The 23,422-nt window shown below is 71.9% G+C and carries 21 protein-coding genes and 1 tRNA gene; 11 read left to right on the top strand and 11 right to left on the bottom strand.

Features of this window, described 5'->3' with window-relative positions; all coding sequences use genetic code 11:
- Positions 1–7: 7 nt before the first annotated feature.
- Together ABZ642_RS30285 and ABZ642_RS30280 are read left to right on the top strand one after the other, a co-directional pair.
- Complete coding sequence (locus tag ABZ642_RS30285) at positions 8–730, top strand: molybdopterin-dependent oxidoreductase (protein ID WP_360489618.1); 723 nt, start codon at positions 8–10, stop codon at positions 728–730.
- Complete coding sequence (locus ABZ642_RS30280; RefSeq protein WP_360489617.1) at positions 714–1,337, top strand: cytochrome b/b6 domain-containing protein; 624 nt, start codon at positions 714–716, stop codon at positions 1,335–1,337. The genes ABZ642_RS30285 and ABZ642_RS30280 overlap by 17 nt, the downstream gene beginning before the upstream one ends.
- Positions 1,338–1,356: 19 nt before the next feature.
- On the opposite strand, the gene ABZ642_RS30275 is transcribed toward ABZ642_RS30280, so the two are convergent.
- From ABZ642_RS30275 to ABZ642_RS30265, 3 genes are all read right to left on the bottom strand, one after another.
- A complete protein-coding gene (locus tag ABZ642_RS30275) occupies positions 1,357–2,355 on the bottom strand; it encodes a nitronate monooxygenase (protein ID WP_360489616.1) in 999 nt (332 codons plus the stop codon).
- 119 nt (positions 2,356–2,474) lie between these two features.
- A complete protein-coding gene (locus ABZ642_RS30270) occupies positions 2,475–3,872 on the bottom strand; it encodes a gluconate:H+ symporter (protein WP_360489615.1) in 1,398 nt (465 codons plus the stop codon).
- A gap of 81 nt (positions 3,873–3,953) precedes the next feature.
- Positions 3,954–4,475, bottom strand: coding sequence for a gluconokinase (locus ABZ642_RS30265; protein WP_360489614.1), 522 nt, complete (start codon positions 4,473–4,475; stop codon positions 3,954–3,956).
- Between the two features lie 160 nt (positions 4,476–4,635).
- Here ABZ642_RS30265 and ABZ642_RS30260 point away from each other — a divergent pair, with 160 nt between their 5' ends.
- Positions 4,636–5,337, top strand: a complete 702-nt coding sequence (locus tag ABZ642_RS30260; RefSeq protein WP_360489613.1) for a FadR/GntR family transcriptional regulator — start codon at positions 4,636–4,638, stop codon at positions 5,335–5,337.
- 16 nt (positions 5,338–5,353) lie between these two features.
- On the opposite strand, the gene ABZ642_RS30255 is transcribed toward ABZ642_RS30260, so the two are convergent.
- The 4 genes from ABZ642_RS30255 to ABZ642_RS30240 form a co-directional block, all read right to left on the bottom strand.
- Complete coding sequence (locus ABZ642_RS30255) at positions 5,354–5,752, bottom strand: YchJ family metal-binding protein (protein WP_360489612.1); 399 nt, start codon at positions 5,750–5,752, stop codon at positions 5,354–5,356.
- 12 nt (positions 5,753–5,764) lie between these two features.
- Positions 5,765–7,138 (bottom strand): M1 family metallopeptidase, encoded by a 1,374-nt coding sequence (locus ABZ642_RS30250; protein ID WP_360489611.1) that lies wholly within the window; start codon positions 7,136–7,138, stop codon positions 5,765–5,767.
- A 77-nt stretch (positions 7,139–7,215) separates the two neighbouring features.
- Positions 7,216–11,085 carry a Pls/PosA family non-ribosomal peptide synthetase gene (locus ABZ642_RS30245; protein ID WP_360489610.1) on the bottom strand — a complete coding sequence of 1,290 codons (3,870 nt, stop codon included), beginning with the start codon at positions 11,083–11,085 and terminating at the stop codon, positions 7,216–7,218.
- A 380-nt stretch (positions 11,086–11,465) separates the two neighbouring features.
- Positions 11,466–11,909 carry an ATP-binding protein gene (locus tag ABZ642_RS30240; RefSeq protein ID WP_360489609.1) on the bottom strand — a complete coding sequence of 148 codons (444 nt, stop codon included), beginning with the start codon at positions 11,907–11,909 and terminating at the stop codon, positions 11,466–11,468.
- A gap of 241 nt (positions 11,910–12,150) precedes the next feature.
- Here ABZ642_RS30240 and ABZ642_RS30235 point away from each other — a divergent pair, with 241 nt between their 5' ends.
- Together ABZ642_RS30235 and ABZ642_RS30230 are read left to right on the top strand one after the other, a co-directional pair.
- A complete protein-coding gene (locus tag ABZ642_RS30235) occupies positions 12,151–13,017 on the top strand; it encodes a helix-turn-helix transcriptional regulator (protein ID WP_360489608.1) in 867 nt (288 codons plus the stop codon).
- Positions 13,018–13,020: 3 nt separating this feature from the next.
- A complete protein-coding gene (locus ABZ642_RS30230; RefSeq protein ID WP_360489607.1) occupies positions 13,021–13,257 on the top strand; it encodes a DUF397 domain-containing protein in 237 nt (78 codons plus the stop codon).
- Between the two features lie 54 nt (positions 13,258–13,311).
- On the opposite strand, the gene ABZ642_RS30225 is transcribed toward ABZ642_RS30230, so the two are convergent.
- A tRNA-Leu gene (locus tag ABZ642_RS30225) sits at positions 13,312–13,399 on the bottom strand.
- 198 nt (positions 13,400–13,597) lie between these two features.
- Between ABZ642_RS30225 and ABZ642_RS30220 the strand changes: the two genes are divergently transcribed.
- From ABZ642_RS30220 to ABZ642_RS30210, 3 genes are all read left to right on the top strand, one after another.
- Positions 13,598–14,923, top strand: a complete 1,326-nt coding sequence (locus ABZ642_RS30220) for a M20/M25/M40 family metallo-hydrolase (protein ID WP_360489606.1) — start codon at positions 13,598–13,600, stop codon at positions 14,921–14,923.
- 162 nt (positions 14,924–15,085) lie between these two features.
- Positions 15,086–15,319: a chaplin ChpH gene (gene chpH, locus ABZ642_RS30215; RefSeq protein ID WP_046732802.1), complete on the top strand. Its 234-nt coding sequence runs from the start codon at positions 15,086–15,088 to the stop codon at positions 15,317–15,319.
- A 135-nt stretch (positions 15,320–15,454) separates the two neighbouring features.
- Positions 15,455–16,522, top strand: coding sequence for a chaplin family protein (locus ABZ642_RS30210; RefSeq protein WP_360489605.1), 1,068 nt, complete (start codon positions 15,455–15,457; stop codon positions 16,520–16,522).
- 103 nt (positions 16,523–16,625) lie between these two features.
- Here the strand turns inward: ABZ642_RS30210 and ABZ642_RS30205 are convergent, their stop codons facing one another.
- Entirely contained in the window at positions 16,626–16,814 is a 189-nt protein-coding gene (locus ABZ642_RS30205; RefSeq protein WP_046732800.1) for a DUF5703 family protein, read from the bottom strand.
- 47 nt (positions 16,815–16,861) lie between these two features.
- Between ABZ642_RS30205 and ABZ642_RS30200 the strand changes: the two genes are divergently transcribed.
- On the top strand, positions 16,862–17,587 hold the full coding sequence (locus ABZ642_RS30200) for a hypothetical protein (RefSeq protein ID WP_360489604.1): 726 nt from the start codon (positions 16,862–16,864) through the stop codon (positions 17,585–17,587).
- Between the two features lie 111 nt (positions 17,588–17,698).
- On the opposite strand, the gene ABZ642_RS30195 is transcribed toward ABZ642_RS30200, so the two are convergent.
- Entirely contained in the window at positions 17,699–20,098 is a 2,400-nt protein-coding gene (locus ABZ642_RS30195) for a helix-hairpin-helix domain-containing protein (protein ID WP_360489603.1), read from the bottom strand.
- On the bottom strand, positions 20,095–21,078 hold the full coding sequence (locus tag ABZ642_RS30190; protein WP_360489602.1) for an aldo/keto reductase: 984 nt from the start codon (positions 21,076–21,078) through the stop codon (positions 20,095–20,097). The genes ABZ642_RS30195 and ABZ642_RS30190 overlap by 4 nt, the downstream gene beginning before the upstream one ends.
- Before the next feature lie 254 nt (positions 21,079–21,332).
- Between ABZ642_RS30190 and ABZ642_RS30185 the strand changes: the two genes are divergently transcribed.
- Complete coding sequence (locus tag ABZ642_RS30185; protein ID WP_360489601.1) at positions 21,333–22,388, top strand: LLM class F420-dependent oxidoreductase; 1,056 nt, start codon at positions 21,333–21,335, stop codon at positions 22,386–22,388.
- A 224-nt stretch (positions 22,389–22,612) separates the two neighbouring features.
- Positions 22,613–23,401 (top strand): ferritin-like domain-containing protein, encoded by a 789-nt coding sequence (locus ABZ642_RS30180; RefSeq protein WP_360489600.1) that lies wholly within the window; start codon positions 22,613–22,615, stop codon positions 23,399–23,401.
- The last annotated feature ends 21 nt before the right edge of the window (positions 23,402–23,422 follow it).

The raw sequence follows: 23,422 nt of genomic DNA, 5'->3' as shown, positions 1-23,422 counted from the left end.
TGAGTAAGTGAACTCTGAACGACCCGAGGAGGGTCGGCCGATCGGCCGTCGGGTGTTCCTCGGCACCGTAGGCCTGGGCGCCCTCGGTGTCGTGACCGCGCCGGTGCTGCAACGCGTCACCGAGTCGGTCCTCGGCACCTTCTCCGGCAAGGACCCCACGGGCCTGACCGGCCTGCTCCCCAACGGCGGCGGCTTCCGCTACTACTCGGTGACCGGGTCGGTGCCGAACAAGACCGCCGCGGACTACCAGCTGAAGATCGACGGCCTGGTCGACAGGCCGCGCACGTTCAGCCTGGCCGACCTGCGCGGCCTGCCGCAGACCCGGCTGGTCAAGGACGTCCAGTGCGTGACCGGGTGGCGGGTGCCGGAGACCCCGTTCGAGGGGGTCCGCCTCTCGCACCTGCTGGATCTGGCGGGAGTAAGCGATACCGCGAAGGCGATCCGCTTCACCTGCTTCGACGGCGCGTACACCGAGAGCCTCACCCTCGACCAGGCGCGGCGGCCGGACATCCTGGTCGCCCTGCGCATGCAGGACAAGGCCATCGGACACGACCACGGCGGGCCGGTCCGCCTCTATGTCGCCCCCATGTACTTCTACAAGTCGGCCAAGTGGCTCTCCGGCATCACGGTGACCGACAAGGTGCAGCCGGGATACTGGGAACACCTCGGTTACGACGTCGACGCCTGGGTCGGCCGTTCGAACGGACGCGACGATGAGCCTACGAGCTGAGGCACCGGCCGCCACCGGGCGGCTGCACCGCTTCACCCCCGCCGAGCGCTGGATCCACCGCACGACGGCGGCGCTGATGGGCATCTGTGTCCTGACGGCCGCCTTCCTCTACATCCCGCAGCTGGCGGTCCTGGTGGGCCGCCGCGAACTGGTCGTCCGCGTCCACGAGTGCGCGGGCCTGGCCCTGCCCGTCCCGGTCCTGCTCGGCCTCGCCTCCCGCGCCTTCCGCAGGGACCTCGGCTTCCTGAACCGCTTCGGCCCGCACGACAGGCTCTGGCTGCGGGCCGCCCTGAGCCGCGACAAACGCCCGTCCTCCCGCCCGGCGGGCAAGTTCAACGCCGGTCAGAAGATCTACGCGAACTGGATCGCCGGCGCCACCCTGGTCATGCTCGCCACCGGCCTGCTGATGTGGTTCACCCACCTCACCCCGCTGATGTGGCGCACCTCGGCCACCTTCGTCCACGACTGGCTGGCCCTGACGATCGGCGTCGTCCTGGCGGGCCACATCGGCATGGCCATGGCCGACCCGGAGGCGAGGCGGGGGCTGCGCACCGGGAAGGTGAGCAAGGAGTGGGCGAAGCGGGAGCATCCGCTGTGGCGGCCCTGATTCCCCGCCGGGACGTCGATCAGGCCGGCGGCCGGCCGAGCAGCGAGCGCGGCCGCGAGTCCAGGATCGCTTCGGCCTCATCGCTGATCGCGCGGACCACGTCGGCGGCAGGGCGCACGCCCTCGACGAAGGCCGCCGACTGGCCGTAGAGGATCTCGCTCGTGCCGGGGTCGGGTGGGGCCCCGAAGGGGTTGCCGCCCGCCACATCCCTGAATTCCTCCGCGCGGTCCCGCAGCGTCGATTCGCGCTCCGACCACTCGTCGGTGAACCGGTTGCGGCGGACGCGTTCGCCGATACCGGTCGGCCACGGCAGACCTGACACGATGTCGTAGGCCCGGGTCCATACGGTGTCGCCGCCGTCGCTCTCGACGATCAGGCGCTTGTGGATGTCGTGCACCTCGACCGCCTCGGGTGTGGCGAGGAACGCCGTGCCCAGCCAGGCGCCGTCCGCACCGGCGGTGAGGACGGCCGCGAGGGTGCGTCCGTCGCCGATGCCGCCCGCGGCCAGTACCGGGACATCGGGGTACCGGCGCACGAGGCCGGCCAGGAACGGCAGCAGGCCCATCGTCCCGGTGTGACCGCCGGCCTCGTTGCCCTGTGCCACCAGGACATCGGTCCCCGCGGCCACGGCCGCCGCGGCGTCCTCGTAGTCCTGGACCTGGCACATCACCCGGGCTCCCGCGTCCTTGGCCCGGGCGAGCCACGGCCGGGGATCGGCGAACGACAGCGCGACGACCGCCGGCCGCTCCTCCAGCGTGGCGTCGAACAGCGCCTCGGTGAGAGGGAGGAACGGCGTGATGAACCCGACCGCGAAGGGCCGGTCCGTCGCGGCGCGGACGGTCGCGATCTCCGCACGGATCCAGTCGGGCCCCCGCCAGGGATGCGTACCCCCGAAACAGCCGAGTCCGCCGGCGGCGGAGACCGCGGCAGCCAGTGTCCCGCCACTGTGCAAGGCCATGGGGGCACACATGACGGGATGGGAAAGTCCGAACATGTCGGTGAATCTCGTCCGCAACATGGCCGAACGGTAGCGGACCGCCGGAAAACCGACGGTCCGCCCCGCACCTTCGAAGGCCGGCGCCACCCTGGACGACCGGCTCCGGTCCGCCGCCGGACGGCGCCGTGCTCCCAGTGCCTCTAGATGATCAGGGACAGGAGCAGGACCAGGCCGCCCGCGACCACCGAGATGATCGTCTCCATGATCGACCAGGTCTTGACGGTCTGTCCGACGCTCAGCCCGAAGTACTCCTTGACCAGCCAGAAACCGGCGTCGTTGACATGGCTGAAGAAGAGCGAGCCGGCGCCGATGGCCAGGACCAACAGGGCCGTGTGGGCCGTCGACATGTCCGCCGCCAGCGGGGCCACCAGGCCCGCCGCCGAGACGGTCGCCACCGTCGCGGAGCCCGTCGCCAGCCGGATCGCCACCGCGATCAGCCAGGCCAGCAGCAGCGCCGGGATCGACCAGTCCTTGGAGATCTCCAGGATCATCTGGCCGACACCGCAGTCGATCAGCGTCTGCTTGAAGCCGCCGCCCGCACCGACGATCAGCAGGATGCCCACGATGGGCATCAGACCCTTGTCGACCGTCTGCTGGAGCCGTTCCTTGGAGAACCCGGCCGGACGGCCCAGCGTGAAGAAGCCGACGATCACGGCCGCGAGCAGGGCGATCAGCGGGGAGCCGATGACGTCGAAGACCCGCTGGACGGTGTGCGCCGGGTCGTCGACGACGATGTCCACCAGCGCCTTGGCCAGCATCAGCACGACCGGGAGCAGGATGGTGGCGAGGGTGGCGCCGAAGCCGGGGCGCTTCTCCAGCTCCTCCGAGGGACGCTGCGGGAGCATCCGGTCGGGGGCCGGGACGTCCACCCAGCGGGCGGCGACCTTGGAGAACAGCGGACCGGCGACGATCACGGTCGGGATGGCCACCAGGACGCCGAGGGCCAGGGTCACGCCCAGGTTGGCACCGACCGCGTCGATCGCGACCAGCGGGCCGGGGTGCGGCGGCACCAGGCCGTGCATCACGGACAGACCGGCCAGTGCCGGGATGCCGATGCGCATCAGGGAGTAGTTGCCACGCTTGGCGACCATCAGCACCACCGGGATCAGCAGCACGATGCCGACCTCGAAGAACAGCGGCAGACCGACCACGGAGGCGATCAGCACCATCGCCCACGGCATGGAGCGGCCGCCGGCCTTGGCGAGGATCGTGTCGACGATCTGGTCGGCACCGCCGGAGTCGGCGAGCAGCTTGCCCAGGATCGCCCCGAGCGCGATCAGGACACCCACGCCGGCGACCGTGGAGCCGAGGCCGGCGGTGAAGCTGGTGATGACTTTGTCCAGCGGTGCCCCGGCGAACGCGCCGAGCGCGAGCGAGCCGATGGTCAACGCCAGGAAGGCGTGGAGCTTGAACTTGGTGATGAGCAGGACGATGACGGCGAAGGCCGCAAGGACGGCGATGCCGAGCTGGGCATGTCCGGCCGAGGTGATGGGCGCGACGGTGTCCGCTGCCAGCATCTCGACGCTGAGTCTGGTCACGGTGGTTCCTTGGAGATACGGGGACGGAGAACTTGCGGATACGGGGCAAAAAAAAGGGGGGGTACTGCCGAAGAGGGGGCGTTACCGCCGGGTGAGGTCGGGCAGCGCGTCCAGGGCCCGCACGGCCCGGGCGGTGATCTCCTCGGGGCTGCCGGTGACGTCCACGGCGACCCCCGGCTCGTCCGCCTCCAGCGGCTGGAGCGTGGCGAACTGGGAGTCCAGCAGCGCGGTCGGCATGAAGTGACCCTGCCGATGCGACATCCGGTCCTCGATGAGCTTCCGGTCACCGGTGAGGTGCACGAAGACGACCCCCGGGGCGGCGGCGCGGAGCCGGTCACGGTACGACCGCTTCAGCGCGGAACTGCTGACCACTCCGCCCAGGCTTTCCCGCCCGTGCGCCCAGGAGCCGATGGCGTCCAGCCACGGCCACCGGTCGGCGTCCTCCAGCGGGTGCCCGGCCGACATCTTGGCGATGTTGGCCGGCGGGTGGAAGTCGTCGCCCTCGGCGTAGGGGACGCCGAGCCGGGCGGCGAGCAGAGGACCGATCGTGGTCTTGCCCGTGCCGGCGACGCCCATCACCACGACGACATGGGGGGTCCGCATCACTGCCTCGCTGTCTTCCTCGGGATTCCTCGACGAGAGACACCGGTGTACGACATCCGGCGTCGGCCTCACTGAAACCCATTAGGTACGACGAATTCAAGAGTCTGTGACAAATAAGTCTGACTTTTTGGCTCTGTGATCCGCTCGGTACGCTGAGTGCATGAGCACCATGGGCCGCGGGCTGCACGGCCGCGTACTCGACTCCCTCGGCCCCGCGATCACCGCCGGCGAGTACCCGCCGGGCAGCGTCCTGCGCACGGACGAACTGGCCCAGCAGTTCGAGGTGTCGCGCTCGGTGATGCGCGAGGCGGTCCGGGTCCTGGAGTCCATGCACCTGGTCGAGTCCCGCCGCCGGGTCGGCGTGACGGTCCGCCCGAAGGCCGCGTGGAACGTCTACGACCCGCAGGTCATCCGCTGGCGGCTGGCCGGCGCCGACCGCCCCCACCAGCTGCGCTCGCTGACCGTGCTGCGCTCGGCGATCGAGCCGGTGGCCGCGCGGATGGCGGCGAAGAGCGCCACGGCGGAGCAGTGCGCCGAACTCACCGAGTGCGCGCTCGGCATGGTGGCCAACTCACGCGGCCACCGGCTGGAGCAGTACCTGATCCACGACATGGCGTTCCACCGGGTGATCCTCAACGCATCCGGCAACGAGATGTTCGCCCGACTCGGCGACGTGGTGGCGGAGGTCCTCGCGGGCCGTACCCACCACGAGGTGATGTTCGAGGACCCCGACCCGGCCGCCGTCACCCTCCACGTCCGGGTCGCCGAGGCGGTACGGGAGGGCGACGCGGACCGCGCCGAGCAGCTGACCCGCGAGATCACGGTCGGCGCCCTCCAGGAACTGGACATCCTGGCGCCCTAGGCCGCCCCGGGCCGCCCTACTCCGGGAAGTCGCCGTCCAGGTACACCCAGGCGCCGTCGACCCGCTCGAACCTGCTGAGTTCGTGCAGGGACCCGCCCCGGAAGGAGGCGCGGAAGGTCACCGTGCCGGTGGCGTGGAAGGCCGTACCGTCGGTCGTCGCCAGGATCTCCAGGCCGGTCCACCGCATCCCGGGGTCCAGGTCGAGCCGGTCCGGGCGGGTCCGGGGATGCCAGGTGCGCAGCAGGTACGGCTCGTCACCCTTGACGAAGGCGCTGTAACGCGAGCGCATCAGTGCCTCGGCGGTGGGCGCCGCCGCCGCACCGCGGTGGAACCGGCCGCAGCACTGCTCGTACGTCTCCGCCAGGCCGCACGGGCAGTCGGCGGCGGGCTGCCGCCGGGATCGCTTCGCTGCCAAGAGTCCGCCCCCCTACGCCGACTCGGCGTTGGTGGGCGGCTGCACCGGACGGGCCGGCACGGTCAGGGTGGGCAGCGCGGGCAGTGCCGCGCCGTGCACCCAGGCGTCGAGGAGAGCGTCGAGCGGCTCGTCCGCGAATCGGTTGACGTGCGCCGTGAACATGGCGGTCGTCACGGTCCCGCCCCGGTGCAGGCCGGCCCACGCCCGCAGCATGTGGAAGAACCGCTCGTCGCCGAGTGCGCAGCGCAGCGCGTGGACCGCGACCCCGCCGCGCTCGTAGAGCCGGTCGTCGAACATCGCCTTGCGGCCCGGATGGGCGATCCGGATGTCCTGCGGCAGCCCGGACAGCGCCCGGTGCGCGATGGCCGCCAGTTGCTGGGCGCTGCGGCCACCGGACCGCTCCGACCACAGCCACTCCGCGTACTTGGCGAGCCCCTCGTTCAGCCAGATGTGCCGCCAGTCCGCGATGGACACGCTGTTGCCGAACCACTGGTGCGCCAGTTCGTGCGCCACCAGCCGTTCCGAACCCCGGGCACCGTCCACGTGGTTGACGCCGAACAGCGACAACCCCTGTGCCTCGACGGGGACATCGAACTCCTCGTCGGTGACGACGACCGCGTACTCCTCGAACGGGTAGGGCCCGAAGAGCCGTTGGAACAGGTCCATCATCGCGGGCTGCCGGGCGAAGTCCCGCGAGAACTCGGGCAGCAGATGCGCGGGTATGTGCCCGTGCATCGGGATCCCGCCGAACCCCGGGTCGCCGAGGATCACCGTCTGGAACTTGCCGATCGCGAGGCCCACCAGGTAGCTCGACGTCGGCGCCGCCTGCTCGTACACCCAGGTCGTCGTGGACGCCTTGGTGGTCCGGGTCAGCAGCCGGCCGCCGGCCACCACCGAGTACGCGGACGGGCAGGTGACCGAGATCAGGTAGGACGCCTTGTCGGCCGGCCGGTCGTTGCACGGGAACCAGGAGGGCGCGCCCACCGGCTGGCTCGCCACCAGCGCGCCGTCCGTCAGCTCCTCCCAGCCGATCCCGCCCCAGGGGCTGTTCACCGGCCTGGGGTTGCCGGACCAGTGGATCTCCACGGTGAACGCGGCCCCGGCCCGCAGCGGTTTGGCGGGCTTGACCCGCAGCCTGCCGCCGCGGTGCGTCCAGTGCGGCTGACGCCCGTCCACCCGGATCCGGCCGATCTTGAAGTCGGCCAGGTTCAGCTGGAACTCGGGCAGCGCCGCCCGGCCCGCTATGGCGTTGATCCGTACCGAGCCGGTCAGTCGGTTGGGGCCGGGCCGGTAGTCCAGCGTGAGCTCATAGCGATGCACCCGGTACCGGGGATCGCCGTTGTCCGGGAAGTACGGGTCCGGACCCGCTGACTGCTGCACTGCCACTTCCGCGTTCGCTCCCTGCGCTGTGCTCGAACCGTCTCTCGGCGCGCCGATGCCCGCGGCCACCGAACGGCCCGCGCTCAGGGACGCCATGCCTCGATCGGGTTGCCGAGCCAGCGGGTGTCGTCGGGAACCGACTCCGCCGCCATGACGAGCGACGCGGGACCCAGGGTGGTACGGGCCCCGATCGTGCTGCCGGGCAGCACGATCCCGCCAGGACCCAGTGTGGCGCCCTCACGGAGAACCACAGTATCCGTCCGCAAGATCCGGTCGTGGAAGAGGTGAGTCTGCAGGACACAGCCGCGGTTCACGGTGGCCGCGTCCTCGAGTGTGACCAGATCCGTCTCCGGCAGCCAGTAGCTCTCCACCCAGACACCCTTGCCGATGCGCGCGCCGAGGCCGCGCAGCCAGGCCGTCATCAGGGGAGTACCCGGAACCGAGCCGGCCAGCCACGGCACCGCCAGCACCTCGACGAAGGTGTCCGCCAGCTCGTTGCGCCACACGAACGAACTCCACAGCGGGTGCTCCCCACTGCGGTGCCGCCCGACCAGCAGCCACTTGGCCAGCACCGACACCCCGCCCGCGACCGCACCGGCGGCGAGCAGCACCAGCCCCGACAGCACCGGCGCCCAGCCGCCCAGCGCGCACAGCGCGGCGACCGTCAGCCCGGCCAGCGCCACCGAGCACAGCACCGGCACGATCCTGCACAGCTCCACCAGACCGCGCGCCCACAGCAGCCGAGCCGGCGGCTCGTAGGTCCGGCTCTGGTCACCGTCCGACGCGCTGCGCGGCAGCTTCACCGGCGGCAGCCCCAGGTACGACGTGCCCTTCTTCGCCTTCTTCGGCGTCGCGGACAGCACGCCCACCAGACCGCCGTCCGGCACGCTGCGGCCCGGCGCGGTCATCCCGGAGTTCCCGAGGAACGCCCGCCGCCCGATCTCCGCGCGCCCGATCCGCACATAGCCGCCACCGAGCTCGTACGGCGCGGTCAGCGTGTCGTCGGCCAGGAACGCGCCCTCGCCGACCGTCGTCAGGCTCGGCAGCGCGAGCACGGTCGACACCTCGGCACCGCGCCCGATCCGCATCCCGAGCAGCCGCAGCCACACGGGCGTGACCAGACCGGCGTACAGCGGGAACAGGGTGTCGCGGGAGCGGTCCATCAGCTGGGAGACCGTCCAGGCCTGCCAGCCGATCCGGCTGTGCGTCGGATGCGTGCCGACCCGCAGGCCCAGGCTGAGCAGCCGTACGGAGACCAGGATCAGCAGCGCGTACGCCAGCCCGAAGGCCAGCGTGGCCGGGACCAGCGCGACCACCGCGCCCCGCAGGGCCGTGGCCAGGCCGTCTCCGGGAGCCACGAAACGCCCGGCGACCAGTAGTGCGGCGGCGCCCGCCAGCACCGGAAGTGCGCTGAGCCCGACGCCCGTCAGGCCGTACATCACCCGCCAGTAGGTGCCGCGCTGCGGCCGCTGCTTGGGCCAGTTCCGTTTGGCCTTGCCCAGCTTGATGGCCGGGGCGCCGGCCCAGCGCTGGCCGGTCGGGATCTGCCCGGTGACCGCCGAGCCGGGGGCCACCTCGGCGCGCTTGCCGACCCGGGCGCCAGGGAAGAGGATGCCGCGCGTGCCGACCACCGCGTGGGCGCCGATCCGGACCGGACCGATCACCAGCCGGTCGCCGTCCAGCCAGTGGCCGGACAGGTCCACCTCGGACTCCACGGCCGCGCCGCGCCCCACCCTGAGCAGGCCGGTGACCGGCGGCAGCGAGTGCAGGTCCACCTCGGGGCCGATCTTGGCGCCGAGCGCCCGCGCGTACCGCTCCAGCCAGGACCCGGTCAGTGCGGTCGCCCCGGTGAACTCGGCCAGCCGCTCCGCCGTCCACAGCCGCAGATGGACCGAGCCGCCGCGCGGGTACCGGCCCGGCTTCACGTCCCGCAGCAGCAGCCGCGCGCCACCGGCGGCGATCGCGATCCGGCCGGGCGGGGTGTACAGGACCAGGGCCCCGAGGGCGACCAGCCACCAGGGTGCGGTGGGCAGCCAGCCGTAGCCGTTCAGTACGTTGCCGAGCGCGGCCAGGACGACCGTCCAGCGCAGCCCGAGCAGGGTGAACAGCGGGAACAGCACCATGAGCTGCACCAGCTGGGCGGCGCGCGGCACCGGCGCGATCGTCCGCTGCGCGCTGTCGTCCTGCGCGGACTCCTCCAGGTGGCGGGCGAGCTTGCGCAGCACCGGCTGCTGGTAGATGTCGAGGACGGCCGCGCTCGGGTAGCGGGTGCGCAGCCGGGTGGTGAGCTGGGCGGCCGACAGGCTGCCGCCGCCGATCGCGAAGAAGTCGTCGGAGGCGCTGCCCACCGGGATGCCGAGGACCTCGGTCCACTGCTCGGCGAGCCAGGCCTCGGTGCCGTACAGCTGCTCGGCCTTGCCGGCCGTCTCCAGGCCCTCCAGGGGCCAGGGCAGCGCGTTGCGGTCGACCTTGCCGGAGGTGCGGGTGGGCAGCTCCTCGACGGGCGCGAGCAGCGGGACGAGGGCCGCGGGCAGCTCGGCGCGCAGCTTCTCGACGGCGGCCGCGTGGTCCCAGCCGTCCTGGGTGACGACATAGCCGACAAGCAGCTGGTTGCCGCCGCGCGCGGTCCGTACGGCCGCCGCGGCGCCCGCGACGCCCGGGAGCGCCTGGAGGGCCGCGTCGACCTCGCCCAGCTCGATACGGCGGCCGCCGAGCTTGATCTGCTCGTCCGCGCGCCCGAGGAACACCAGTCCCTCGCGGTCCGCGCGCACCAGGTCACCGCTGCGATACGCCCGGTCCCAGCCCAGCGACGGAAGCGGCGCGTACTTCTCCGCGTCCTTCTCGGCGTCGAGGTAGCGGGCCAGGCCGACCCCGCCGATCACCAGCTGGCCGCTCTCGCCCAGCGCCACGGGCTCGCCCGCGTCGTCCACGACGGCGAGTTCCCAGCCGTTCAACGGCAGCCCGATGCGGATCGGCTCCTCGCCGCTCAGCAGGGCCGCACAGGCGACGACGGTGGCCTCGGTGGGCCCGTAGGTGTTCCAGACCTCGCGGCCCTCGGTGACCAGCCGCTGCGCCAGCTCGGGCGGGCAGGCCTCGCCGCCGAAGATGAGGAGCCGGACGTCGTTGAGGGTCTCGGGCTCCCAGAGCGCGGCCAGGGTCGGCACGGTCGAGACGACGGTGATCTCCTGCTCGACCAGCCAGGGGCCGAGGTCGGCGCCGCTGCGGACCTGGGAGCGGGGCACGGGCACCAGGCACGCCCCGTAGCGCCAGGCCAGCCACATCTCCTCGCAGGAGGCGTCGAAGGCCACCGAGAGGCCCGCCATGACCCGGTCGCCGGGGCCGATCGGGTCCTCGGTCAGGAACAGCGCTGACTCGGCGTCCACGAAGGCGGCGGCGCTGCGGTGGGTGACGGCGACGCCCTTGGGCCTGCCGGTGGAACCGGAGGTGAAGATGATCCAGGCGTCGTGCTCGACGCCGGGCCGCCGGGCGGCGTGGTGCGCCTCGGGGTTCCGTACGTCGATCTCCAGTCCGGCGCCGAGGACGGCCGCGACCTCCGCCTCCTCGAACACCAGTGTGGCCCGCTCGTCGGGGTCCTCGGCGTCCACGGGGACATAGGCCGCACCGGCCGCGAGCACGCCGAGCACGGCGATGTACAGGTCGTTGGTCCCGGACGGCACCCGTACGCCCACGCGGTCGCCGAGCCCCACCCCGGCCTCGTGGAGCCGTCGCCGCAGCCGCCCGACCTCTACCGCGAGGGCGCGGTAGGTGAGCTGGGCGGTGCCGTCGTCCAGTGCGGGCTCGTCGGGGTGGGTCCGTACCGTTGCTTCGAAGACGTCCACGAGCGTGCGCGGCGAGGCCGCCGCTCCCGCCGAGAAGCGTGCCGTGTCCCCGAACTCCTCGCGGATCTCCTCGTCGAGCAGGCCGAGAGCACTGCTCTCGTCAATCGCTGCCATCCGGTCCTCGCGTCTCGTTCCCGGAACATCCGGGGCGCCGGCGGGTCCCCAGGTCTGCCTGGGGTTGTCCGGCTCCGGCTGGGTAACAAGCCGGAAATATTAGTACGACGCTAGGCTCCCGATCATCTTGTGGCCACTCGGAAGCGGCCGTTCGGGGCAGTCGCTTGAATTTTAAGGCACCTCTGACCAGGCCTTCTCCGAGTGTGACGAGAGATGGGACACACAGCGTGAGGCCGGCCAACGCAGTGTGAGAAACGTCAACGCGGCGTGAGGCGGGCCGACTCCACGGGCCCGACGGCGCGCGCGGCGACGGCCGGTGCCGTGGCAGGGAGGGGAGCACGCCACGGAACCGGCCGTCGTCGTGGGGGGAGGGGTGTGGATCAGGCGGCGGTGACCTCGGCCCAGATGGACTTGCCCCAGGGCAGATTGCCCACTCCCCAGCGGCCCGAGCACAGTGCGTCCAGGATCAGCAGACCGCGCCCGCGGTCACGTTCGACGGAGATGGGGCGCAGCCGGGGACGGTGGTTGAGCGGATCGTGCACCTCGACCCGGGTCCGGGAGCCGTCGGTGTCGATGAGGAGTCTGACCGGGTCGTCCGGGTCGGTCTCGTAACGCAGGGAGTTGGTGACCAGCTCGCAGGTGACCAGCGCGACGGCCTCGATGTGGTCACGGGAGGCGTCCGGGGTGTGATGGGTGATGAAGTCGCTCACGAACATCCGTGCCGCCCTGGCCGACTGGGGCTCGCTCGCCAGTAACAGGACGGGCGGCGGGGCGACTTGCAGTGCACGGGTTTCGGTCGTGGTGCTCCGCTGGCGTTCGATCATGTAGATCCCCTCACGGGCATGTCCCAACGCAGGCACGGTGGTTCGCCATGCGAGTGCGGTCACTTTCGTATTTCCCGGATTCATGGTGCCTTCACAGCACAGTCGATCGCAATACGTCCCACGTGATGTGAAAAATTGCGCACCTCTGCGAGAGTCTTGCGGCACAAGCCGCCAGCCGGTGGCGAGGGTTGGGGCGGCACGGCAGACTGTCGGGCAGTTCACCGGACAGAAGGGGGAACCCGTGAGCACGCCCACGGTGCGCCGGCGACGACTCGGTGCGAAGTTGCGCGAACTGCGCGGCGAACTCACCCTCGACGAGGTCGCGGAGCACTCCGAAGGCGCGTTCGTCTCCTCCAAGCTGTCCCGGATGGAGACCGGCAAGACCGCCCCCAAGGCAGCGGACATCCAGGCGCTGCTCGATCTGTACACCGCACTCGGCCGCGACGTGAGCGACGAACTGCGCGCGGCCCTGATCACACTCACCAAGGACGCAGGCCGCCGCGACTGGTGGCACTCGTACCGGGGTGTCCTCACTCCGGTGTACGAGGACCTGATCAGTCTGGAGGCCGAGGCAGAGACGGTCTCCACCTGGCAGTTGGGGATGATCCCCGGACTGCTCCAGACCGCCGAGTACGCCCGCGAGATCATCCGGGCGACCGCCATGTCCGAGGCGGTCGAGGCACGGGTCGACGCGCTGGTCGAGGTACGGCTGGCACGTCAGGCCGTGCTCACCCGCGACAGTGACCCGCTGGCGCTCTGGGCGATCATCTCCGAACAGGCCCTGCGTTGCACCACCGAGGATCCCGCCCTGATGTACGAGCAGTTGGGGCGCCTGCTTACGATGGGGCGGCGTCCGAACATCAACATCCAGGTGTTGCGCTCGGACGCCCCCCTCCACGCCGGGCTGACCGGCACCTTCAGCATCCTGGGCTTCGGTCCGCACGCGGACCTGGACGTCGTCCACCAGGAAGGGCTGACCTCCGCCCTGTACATCGAGGAACGTGATCGGGTCTCCACGCACCGGGCCGCGTGGCAACGCCTCACGTCTGCCGCCGAGTCCGTCGAGGCGTCGGTGGAACTGATCACCCAGATAAGGAAGAACGAATAGCGAATGAAGCACGTTGACGACGCGTCGACTCTGCCGGTGACCTGGTGGAAGTCCTCGGCGTCCGCATCACAGTCCGACTGCGTGGAATGCGGGATCGTCGACGAGGCGACGGTGGCCGTCCGCGACAGCAAGCGACCCTCGGGTCCCGCGCTGCTGCTGGGCCGGGCGGCACTCTCCGCGTTCACCTCGGCCGTGCCCCACGGAAACCTCGGGTACGGCCGAATAGGCCGCCTCGGCTGACCCCCGCACCTCCCCCGAAAGCCAAGAAACCCCTGCTCAGCAGGGGTTTCTTCGTGGTGTCCGAGGGGGGACTTGAACCCCCACGCCCGATAAAGGGCACTAGCACCTCAAGCTAGCGCGTCTGCCATTCCGCCACCCGGACAAGGTGTCTGTCGCGCGGAGTCTCCCTCGCGGCGACGAAGGAAACATTACCAGGCTTTCGGAGGTGGCCGATCACACCCCGTTCCGGGGACGGGCGGGCGTGAACGGCGTGTGACGGACCTGGACCGGTCTTGGGCTCGGGCGGGAAGGGAGAGAGGATGACAGGGACCGGCCGGTAGGGACAGCGGAAGGAAGCAGCGTGAGCGAGACGGACACGGCCAGGAGCGTCACCGGCGAGGACGAGGTCGTGGACCTCTGCCGCGAGCTGATCCGCTTCGACACCAGCAACTACGGCGACCACTCCGGGCCCGGCGAGCGCAAGGCCGCCGAGTGGGTGGCCGAGAAGCTCGCCGAGGTCGGCCTCGAGCCGAAGATCTTCGAGTCGCACCCGGGCCGCGCCTCGACGGTGGCCCGCATCGAGGGCGCGGACCCGACCCGGCCCGCTCTGCTGATCCACGGCCACCTCGACGTCGTGCCGGCCAACGCCGACGACTGGACCCACCACCCGTTCTCCGGCGAGATCGCGGACGGGTGCGTGTGGGGCCGGGGCGCGGTCGACATGAAGGACATGGACGCGATGACCCTGGCGGTCGTGCGTGACCGGCTGCGCAGCGGCCGGAAGCCGCCCCGGGACATCGTGCTCGCCTTCCTCGCCGACGAGGAGGCCGGCGGCACCTGGGGCGCCCGGCACCTCGTCGACCACCACCCGGACCTCTTCGAGGGCGTCACCGAGGCGATCAGCGAGGTCGGCGGCTTCTCCTTCACGGTGAACGAGGAGCGCCGGCTCTACCTGATCCAGACGGCCGAGAAGGGCATGCACTGGATGAAGCTGAAGGTGGCCGGTACCGCCGGGCACGGCTCGATGATCCACCGCGACAACGCGATCACCGAGCTGTCCGAGGCCGTCGCCCGGCTCGGCCGGCACAAGTTCCCGGTGCGGGTCACCAAGACCACCCGGGCCTTCCTGGACGAGCTGGGCGACGCGCTCGGCACCGAACTGGACCCGGAGGACATGGAGTCGACGCTGGCCCGGCTCGGCGGCATCGCCAAGCTGATCGGCGCGACGCTCAGCAACACGGCCAACCCGACCCAGCTGAACGCCGGTTACAAGGTCAACGTCATCCCCGGTGAGGCCACCGCGCACGTGGACGGCCGTTTCCTGCCCGGCCACGAGGAGGAGTTCCTCGCCGACGTCGACCGGATCCTCGGCCCGCACGTGGTCCGCGCGGACGTGCACTCCGACAAGGCGCTGGAGACCTCCTTCGACGGGGCGCTGGTGGAGGCCATGCAGTCCTCGCTGCTGGCCGAGGACCCCACCGCCAAGGCGATCCCCTACATGCTCTCCGGCGGCACCGACGCCAAGTCCTTCGACGACCTCGGCATCCGGGGCTTCGGTTTCGCACCGCTGAAGCTGCCGCCGGAGCTGGACTTCGCGGGCATGTTCCACGGCGTGGACGAGCGGGTGCCGGTGGACGGTCTGCAGTTCGGCGTGCGGGTGCTGGACCGGTTCATCGACGCGTCGTGAAGCGGTACGCGTCGTGAAGTCCTGGCTTCAGGTAATCGGGCGGCTGTACGAGACCGACTGAAAAGAGTGAATGCGACGATAAGCTCGTAGCTCGATTACTCCCTCCTCGTTACATCTAATGCGATCCGCTACTTGGGATCGCATTGCCAACAAGGAGGAATAATGCTCAAGAAGGTCGTCGCTGCTGCGGCTGCCACTGGTGGTCTGGTTCTCGCGGGTGCGGGCCTGGCCGTCGCCGACTCGGGTGCTCAGGGTGCTGCCGTGGGTTCCCCGGGTGTCATCTCCGGCAACGTGATCCAGGTTCCCGTGCACGTCCCGGTGAACGTCTGCGGCAACACGATCTCGGTGATCGGGCTGCTGAACCCCGCCTTCGGCAACACCTGCATCAACAAGTGACGCCGACTCCCTGAGGGGCGTCTTTCCGTCGGCCCCGGAGTGCGCGCCATGCGCTCCGGGGCCGACCGGTTTTTCCGCGGGCTCTTTCCGCGAGAAATGCAACGGTCAGGATCCAAGGCAGGGGGGAATTCAGAAATGCGACAGGGCACCCGTAAGGGCCTTATGACAGTGGCCGCGGCGACCGGCGTGATCGCCGCGGCGAGCGGCTACGCCCACGCCGACTCGGGGGCCGTCGGCTCCGCCACCGACTCACCCGGCGTGCTGTCCGGCAACACGGTGCAGGCGCCGGTGCACGTGCCGGTGAACGTCTGCGGCAACACCGTGAACGTCGTCGGCGCCCTCAACCCGTCCATGGGCAACAAGTGTGCCAACCACGGCGGCGGGGGCGGTGCTTCCACGGGCCACGGCGGGTATGGGGGACAGACGGGACACGCGGGGCACACGGGGCACGGTGGCGGACACGGAGGCCACGGCGGCTCGCACGCCGGGGGGCACACCGGGGGTTCGCCCGGGGTCGGTTCGGGCAACACCGTGCAGGTACCGATCGACGTTCCGGTCAACGTGTGCGGGAACAGCGTCAATGTCATCGGGATCGGCAACGCCGCCGTGGGCGACGAGTGCGCCAACGGGGGGAGTTCCGGACATTCCGGTGGCTCTGGTGGTTCCGGTGGCGATCACTGCACGCAGCCGCCCGGACACGGGGGTCACGGAGGTCACGGCCACGGCACACCTCCGGGGCACGGGGGGCACGGCCACGGGACCCCTCCCGGGCACGGGGGACACGGGACGCCTCCGGGACACGGAGGGCACGGAGGGCACGGAGGGCACGGAGGGCACGGAGGCAACCCGGGACACCCGGGGACTCCGGGGCAGCCGGGACACCCGGGCCAGCCGGGTCACCCCGGGACTCCGGGCCAGCCAGGACACCCGGGTCAGCCGGGACACCCGGGACATCCGGGCAACCCGGGCCAGCACACCGGTACGCCGCCCGGTCACTCCGGGGGACGGACCGTCACGACCGGTACTCACGGCTCCAGCCTCGTCGAACCGCTGGGCAGCCCGTCGGTGACCCAGCCCGGCCCGGCCACCGCGCAGCTCGCGCACACCGGCAGTGATCTCCCGCTGGGCCTCGCGCTTCCGGCGGGCGCCGGCGCGCTGCTCGCGGGTGCGGTGCTGTACCGCAAGGCGCGCGCCTCGGCGTAGTGCACAGGCGGTGACGCTCCCCCAGTGGGGGCGCCCCCGGCAGCGGTGCGTGGAACGGAGCGGGCCCCGTCGATGCGGGGCCCCTTCCGTCATTCGGAGAGTCTCACCATGTGGCACGCACCTGGCGGATGATCCGCCGGCGCAACCGCACCCTGCGGCTGCCGTCGCGCATGAGGCTCAGTCGGTCCAACTCCCAGTGTCCGTACTCGGCATGGTCCGTCAGCAGACGCGTCGCCTCCTTGCGGGAGACCCCGCGAGGCACGTACACGTCGACAAATTCGTATTCCGGCATCGCATCTATTGTGCGGGCTGGTGCCCGGTACGGATAGCGTCTGCACTATGTCTGATGCTGCGCAGCCCACCGCTGCCGAGGTACGCGCCGCCGCCGAGGCGGTCAAGACCGCGCTCGACCGCCATCTGGCCGCGGTCGAACGCAGGTCGGGGGAGGACGACCCGGCTGTCTACGAGGCGTTCAACCAGCTCGCCGCGGCCGCCGAGGTCTACGACGAGCTGCTCTACGACCGCTATGACGAGGTCACCCCCTTCGAGATCCCCGGTACCGAGGACTCGCTGCCACCGTACGCGGGGCCCGAGGAACCGAACGCGATCAGCGTGCTGATCCGCCGCGACTACGCCGTGGCGGAACCTCAGCGGCTACTGGCGCAGGCCCAGCGGGTCGAGGCGGCGGAGTACGACGACGGCCCCGGCGCGGACCAGGACGCCGCCGGCACGATCCACGGGGCGCTGGGGATCCTGTTCGGCGAGTTCGAGCCGGACGAGATCGCCTCCCGGCACAAGGAGTTCGGCCTGGAGGAGGGCGACTCCACACTGTGGGTGACCGCGGCGGACGAGCCGGCCGAGCCCGGAGAGTGGCTGGAGGCCCCGTTCGAGGGGGTCGATCCGCAGCGGGTCGTGTGCCGGTTCGACGTCAGCGCGGTGTTCGACGACGAGGACCGCGAGGACGGCGAGGACGGTGCTGACACCGCGCGCGGCGAGGACGCGGACGACCTCGACCTCGACCTCGACGAGGACGAGGACCTGGAGCCGCTGGACGCCGAGCGCTGACCCTCCGGCCACCCGGCGGTGCCTTGCGGGCCTTGCGGCCGGTTCGGCACCGCCGGGCGGCGGAGACGGGGTGACAGCGGAGAGGCAGCGGAGCAGAGAGGCAGCGCCGGGTCAGGCTCCGGCCGTCGGCGGTACCTGTGTCTTGAGCAGGAGCGGAAGGCGGGTCGTCCGGGGCTTCGGCAGGCTCTCGGCCACCGCCTTCGGCAGGGCCTGGTCCACGCCGTGGACCACGGACAGATGCCGCTCCGCCCGGCTGAACGCCGTGTACACCCAGGGGCGGCTGAGCGACTGGGCCGCGTCGCCGGGGAGCACCACGACCGCCGCCGGCCAGCGGCCGCCGACCGCCTGGTGGGCGGTCAGCGCCCAGCCGTGCCGTACGGCCTGCTCCACCCGCTCCTTCGGGACGACCACGGGCGTACCCGCGCACGACAGGTGCAGCCCGTCGGCGTCGGCGTTCACCACCCGGCCCGGAACCGTACGGCCCGGCGTGGGGGAGTAGGCGATCCGGTCACCCGGGTCGAAGCCGCCGAAGCGGCCGGGGCCCGGGTTGAGCCGTTCCTTGAGGGCGGTGTTGAGGGCACGGGTGCCGACCGCGCCGCCATGGCCCGGGGTGATCACCACGGTCTGCTCGGCGGGGACGCCGATGGCGCGCGGGACGGAGTCGGCGACCAGCTGCACCGTCCGGTGCACCGCCTCGCCCGCGTCCCGCACCGGCACGATCACGATCTCCTTGCCGGGCGCCTCGACCTGGCTGAGCTCACCGGCACCGATCCCGGAGACCAGCTCACCGAGCGGTCCGGGGTCGGGCGTGCGCGAGGCGATCTGCGGGCACACCCGGGCCGCCAGCAGGTCGGCGAAGACCCGCCCGGGGCCCGCCGACCACAGCACCGCCGGATCTCCGCTGAGCACCAGCCGGGCCCCGTCGGGCAGCGCCTCCACGAGCATCGCCGCGCCCTCCACGTCCAGCTGGGGCGCGTCCAGCACGATCAGCAGGTCGAGATCGAGGGCACCCTCCGCGTCCCGGCCCGGCCCCTCGGTGCCGGAGAGCAGACCGGCGACCGTGGCGACGGCCGTTTCGCCGTCCGCCGCCAGGGCGGCCAGGCGGCGGTGTCCCTCCGGGGTGTGGACGGCGGCGAAGGCGCGCAGTCCGGCGCCCCGGGCCGCGGTCAGCAGGCCCGCCGGTTCGGCGCGGGCCGCCTCGCCGCCCGTGTGCAGCACCAGGCCGTGTCCGGCGACCGCCGCCGCCAGCTCGGCCACACCGCCGGAGGTTGCCGCGGCGGCCGCCTCCCAGGGCTGCGAGGCGTCCTTGGACAGCGAGTTGACCAACCGGGCCAGCCCGTCGGCGAGGCTCTCCTCGGCCAGCGCGTACCGCTCCAGACCGACCAGGACCCGGACCGGCCGCTCCTCCTCGTCGTCCTCGGGCTCGGGGGCGCCCGGATCCAGCAGGTCCTGGAAGACCAGTGCGTCTCCCTCGGCGAGCGCGTCCTGCACGGCCGCCTCCGGGTCGGGCACCGCCCGCTGGGCCAGGGCGGCGGTGAGCGCCGGCATCTCCAGCGCGGTGTGCCCGGCCAGGGCGGCCTGTTCCAGGAGCCAGCCGGTCACCGCCCGGCCGCGCCGCTCGTCGTCCGGACCGCACTCCGCGCCCAGCAGCGCCCGCGCGAACCCGTCCGCGTGGTCCGGCCGTACGCCGGTGACCCGGAGCAACTGCCAGGGGTCCTCCCGCAGCAGCGTGTCCGCGCCCTCACCGAGGGCGGCGGCGACCTGGGGGGCGAGCGACTCGGGCGCACCGCCCTCGGCCAGCACCGCCCGTACCGCCGCGACCGTCTCCACGGCGGGTGCCGCGGGTGCCACGGGTGCCGCGGGCGCGGCGGTGACAGGTGCGGGCTGGGGCCGGTGGGCCGGCTCCGGTACGGACGCCGGCCGCGGGGCGGGCTCCGGGGCGGCGAACACGGTGGCCGCGGGCTTCTCGCCGCTCTCCACCGCCCGGATCGCCGCGAGCAGGTCGGCCGCCTTGCCACTGAGCTTGGTCCCGGCCTCGACCGGCCCCGCCTTCTCGGCCTTCCGCCGCTCGATCCGCTCCCGCTCGACCCGCTGGGCGGCCAGCTCGGCCTCGGCCTCGGACAGCCGCGCACCACCCCCCGAGCCGACCTCCCCGACCTCCGCGCCGCCCTCCGGGCCTACGCCCGCGCCGGCGATGCCGTCCTCGGCCTGATCGCCGCCGTCGCCCGTCTCGCCCTCTCCGCCTGCACTGGCCTCCGCGCCACCGCCCACGCCCGCGATGCCGTCCTCGGCCCGGTCGCTGCCGTCGCCCGCGTCGCCCTCCGGGCCACCGCCCGCGCTCGCGCTGCCGCCCTCGGCCCGCTCGCTGCCGTCGCCCGCGCGGGAGTTGCCGGGTTGCGTGTCGCTTGCCGCGGCGGTGGTGGTGGCGAGGGCCTCGGTCTCCGTCGTGCCCCCGGACGTCGTGCCCTCGTCGGCCTCGGGCGTGGCGCCCAGCCCCGGCTCCGTGCTCACAGCGTGCTCCAGTCGTGATCGGGATAGCGGTGCACGGGCGCCGACACGTCGTCGAGCGCCCGGCAGATCTCGTCAGGAAGACTAAGCGCCTCCACTGACAATGCCCCCGTGAGCTGCTGCGCGTTGCGCGCGCCGACGATCGGCGCGGCCACGCCCGGCCGGTCCCGCACCCAGGCGAGCGCCACCTGGAGCGGTGTCACGGCGAGCCCGTCCGCCGCCGTCTGCACCGCGTCCACGATCCGGGTCGCGGTGTCGTCGAGATACGGCGCGACGAACGGCGCCAGATGCTCCGAGGCGCCTCTGGAGTCCGGGGGAGTGGAGTGGCGGTACTTCGCGGTCAGTACGCCCCGGCCCAGCGGGGAGGACGGCAGCAGACCGATGCCGAGGTCGAGGGCGGCGGGCAGCACCTCGCGCTCCACGCCCCGCTGGAGCAGCGAGTACTCCAGCTGGGTGCTGGCCAGCCGGGTGCGGGTGCCCGGCGCCGCGAGCTGCCAGGTCGCCGCCTTCGCGATCTGCCAGCCGCAGAAGTTGGAGACCCCGGCGTACCGGGCGCGGCCGCTGCTCACGGCCAGGTCGAGGGCCTGGAGGGTCTCCTCCAGCGGGGTGTCCGGGTCGTAGGCGTGCACGTGCCAGACGTCGACGTAGTCGGTACCGAGGCGGGCCAGGGAGGCGTCGAGCGCGGCGAGCAGATGGCCGCGGGAGCCGTCGAAACGGCGGTCGGGGTCGGGGACGCTGCCCGCCTTCGTCGAGATGACCAGGTCCCGGCGCGGCACCAGCCCTTCCATGAGTTGCCCGAGCAGATACTCGGCCTCTCCGTCGCCGTACACGTCCGCGGTGTCGACGAGGGTTCCGCCGGCCTCCCAGAACGCCTTCAGCATGTCCGCGGCGTCGTGCTCGTCGACGTCCCGGCCCCAGGTGAGGGTGCCGAGCCCGATGCGGGACACGCGCAGGCCGGTACGGCCGAGATGCCTCTGCTCCATGCCCGCGAGATTACTGGCCAGAGCTGGTGCGTTGGGTTGCCTGTGGATAACCGATTTCACAAGGCAGCGGTGCGTTGCAGGAGGCGGGAGCCGACCTGGCCAGGGGCGCGGGGCAATGCCGATGTGCGGCTCCGCCGCGTGGGCGCGACCGGCCCCCACGACGCGCAGTCGGACCACGACCGATCTCCCACCCGCCGATGACCGCGCTAAGGTCTCCGCAACAGCGACGTTACTGATCGGTAAGGGGATCGGCCATGAAGCTCGGGATCAACCTCGGCTACTGGGGTGCCGGGATGGACGGGGACAATCTGGCCGTGGCGCAGGAGGCCGAGCGGCTCGGGTACGCCGTCTGCTGGGCCGCCGAGGCCTACGGCTCCGACGCCGCCACCGTACTCAGCTGGGTCGCCGCCCAGACCGAGCGCATCGACGTCGGCTCGGCCATCTTCCAGATCCCGGCCCGGCAGCCCGCGATGACCGCGATGACCGCCGCGACGCTCGACTCGCTCTCCAAGGGCCGCTTCCGCCTCGGCCTCGGCGTCTCCGGGCCGCAGGTCTCCGAGGGCTGGTACGGCGTCAAGTTCGACAAGCCGCTCTCCCGCACCCGCGAGTACGTAGAGATCGTGCGCAGGGCGATGAGCCGCGAGCGGCTGTCGTACGAGGGCGAGCACTGGACGCTGCCGCTGCCGGGCGGTCCCGGCAAGCCGATCAAGCTGACCGTGCACCCGGAGCGCGAGCACATCCCGGTCTACATCGCCGCCATCGGGCCGAAGAACCTGGAGCAGACCGGCGAGATCGCCGACGGCGCGCTGCTGATCTTCCCCTCCGCCGACCACCTGGAGGAGACGGCCGTCAAGTACCTGCGCGCGGGGCGGGAGAAGGCAGGCCAGAGCCTCGACGGGTTCGACATCTGCCCGACGCTGCCGCTCGCTGTCGGCGAGGACAAGGACGTGGCCACGCTCGCCGACACCTTCCGGCCGTACACCGCGCTGTACGTCGGCGGCATGGGCAGCCGCAAGCAGAACTTCTACAACCAGCTCGCCCAGCGCATGGGGTACGAGCAGGAGGCCGCCGAGATCCAGGACAAGTACCTGTCCGGGGACAAGAACGGGGCCGCCGCCGCCGTACCGCAGGAGCTGATCGACCAGACCACGCTGCTCGGTTCCGTGGACCGGATCGCCGACCGGATGAAGGCCTACGCGGCCGCCGGGGTCACCACGCTGTCGCTCGCGCCCGCCGGGTTCGCCCTGGACGAGCGGCTCGCCTCGCTGCGGGCCGGCGCCGAGGCCCTGGAGCGTGCCGGACTCGCGTAAGCCCCGGCGAGAGAAGTCCGCGGCCGTGGTGGGGGCTCGGGGGTCTTCCCCGCCACGGCCGTCACGCGGAACAACGCGCCCACGCCCGCCCGGTTACGCCCTCGGTGTGACCCCGGTGCTCCTCCTTTCGGCCGAGTCCGTCCACACAGCTGTTGCAGCCGTCCGGATGCGGCATTTGACTCGTTCTCTGCGGGTCTGGTGAGTTCTCCGGAGGGGTGCCCACGATGCTTTCGGCGAAGAGTCTGTTCCTGGAGATCCTCGACAACGACGAGTCCTTCCGGCTCTTCTGTTCCATCGCGGCCAGCGGGGAGTCGCAGGGCGGCTGGGAGAACGCGCGGATCGCCGCACTGGTACCGAAGAGCGAACGCGACCTCGCCCCCAAGATCACCCGTCACGGCGCCGACGAGGACAAGCACGGGCGAATCTTCCACGCCCTCATGAACAAGCGCGGGCTCACCCCCGTCCCGGTCCCGCCCGACACCGACTACACGATGCTCCTGGAGCGGCACGGCATCGGGCTCGCCCACGACAAGCTCCGGGCCGACCGGCCGCTCACGGTGCGGGACATCGTCACCTACCTCGCCCACAGCCGGGTCACCGAGCAGCGCGCCTCGGAGCAGATGGAGCTGCTGCGCAGGCACTTCGCCGACCACCCGGACGTCGGCCGCGCGGTGCGGATGATCTCCGACGACGAGGACAACCACCTCGCCTACTGCCACGAGGAACTGCTGCGGTACGCCGCCGCCGGGCACGGCCGCGCGATCCAGCGCACCCTGCGCGCGTGCGCGCTCGCCGAGATCCGGATCTACCGGGACGTCAGCCTCGCCGTCATGGCCCACATGGGCCGCATCCTCGGCTGGCCGAAGGGCAGGTCCGCGCTCCTCGCGGTTGCCGTCCACGCCGTCTACGCCTATGAGCGCGCCGCCGGCTGGCGCCGGATGGTCTCGCTGCGGATGCCGGAGCGCAGGAACGCCCTGGGCGGCCCCGCCTCCTCCGCCCCCGAGTTCGCCTGAGCGGGAGCGAGGCCCCGGCCG

Source organism: Streptomyces sp. NPDC007157, from assembly GCF_040634235.1.
Taxonomy (GTDB): domain Bacteria; phylum Actinomycetota; class Actinomycetes; order Streptomycetales; family Streptomycetaceae; genus Streptomyces.
Note: the sequence above shows the minus strand (reverse complement) of the source record. Positions and strands in the feature narration are given on the sequence as shown.

What these genes read in the sequence shown, in the direction of transcription:
- ABZ642_RS30280 (WP_360489617.1), top strand. Translation starts at nt 714, where the DNA reads ATGAGCCTACGAGCTGAGGCACCGGCCGCCACCGGGCGGCTGCACCGC.
- ABZ642_RS30275 (WP_360489616.1), bottom strand. Translation starts at nt 2,355, where the DNA reads ATGTTGCGGACGAGATTCACCGACATGTTCGGACTTTCCCATCCCGTC.
- ABZ642_RS30265 (WP_360489614.1), bottom strand. Translation starts at nt 4,475, where the DNA reads ATGCGGACCCCCCATGTCGTCGTGGTGATGGGCGTCGCCGGCACGGGC.
- ABZ642_RS30260 (WP_360489613.1), top strand. Translation starts at nt 4,636, where the DNA reads ATGAGCACCATGGGCCGCGGGCTGCACGGCCGCGTACTCGACTCCCTC.
- ABZ642_RS30245 (WP_360489610.1), bottom strand. Translation starts at nt 11,085, where the DNA reads ATGGCAGCGATTGACGAGAGCAGTGCTCTCGGCCTGCTCGACGAGGAG.
- ABZ642_RS30240 (WP_360489609.1), bottom strand. Translation starts at nt 11,909, where the DNA reads ATGATCGAACGCCAGCGGAGCACCACGACCGAAACCCGTGCACTGCAA.
- ABZ642_RS30230 (WP_360489607.1), top strand. Translation starts at nt 13,021, where the DNA reads ATGAAGCACGTTGACGACGCGTCGACTCTGCCGGTGACCTGGTGGAAG.
- chpH (WP_046732802.1), top strand. Translation starts at nt 15,086, where the DNA reads ATGCTCAAGAAGGTCGTCGCTGCTGCGGCTGCCACTGGTGGTCTGGTT.
- ABZ642_RS30210 (WP_360489605.1), top strand. Translation starts at nt 15,455, where the DNA reads ATGCGACAGGGCACCCGTAAGGGCCTTATGACAGTGGCCGCGGCGACC.
- ABZ642_RS30205 (WP_046732800.1), bottom strand. Translation starts at nt 16,814, where the DNA reads ATGCCGGAATACGAATTTGTCGACGTGTACGTGCCTCGCGGGGTCTCC.
- ABZ642_RS30200 (WP_360489604.1), top strand. Translation starts at nt 16,862, where the DNA reads ATGTCTGATGCTGCGCAGCCCACCGCTGCCGAGGTACGCGCCGCCGCC.
- ABZ642_RS30190 (WP_360489602.1), bottom strand. Translation starts at nt 21,078, where the DNA reads ATGGAGCAGAGGCATCTCGGCCGTACCGGCCTGCGCGTGTCCCGCATC.
- ABZ642_RS30185 (WP_360489601.1), top strand. Translation starts at nt 21,333, where the DNA reads ATGAAGCTCGGGATCAACCTCGGCTACTGGGGTGCCGGGATGGACGGG.
- ABZ642_RS30180 (WP_360489600.1), top strand. Translation starts at nt 22,613, where the DNA reads ATGCTTTCGGCGAAGAGTCTGTTCCTGGAGATCCTCGACAACGACGAG.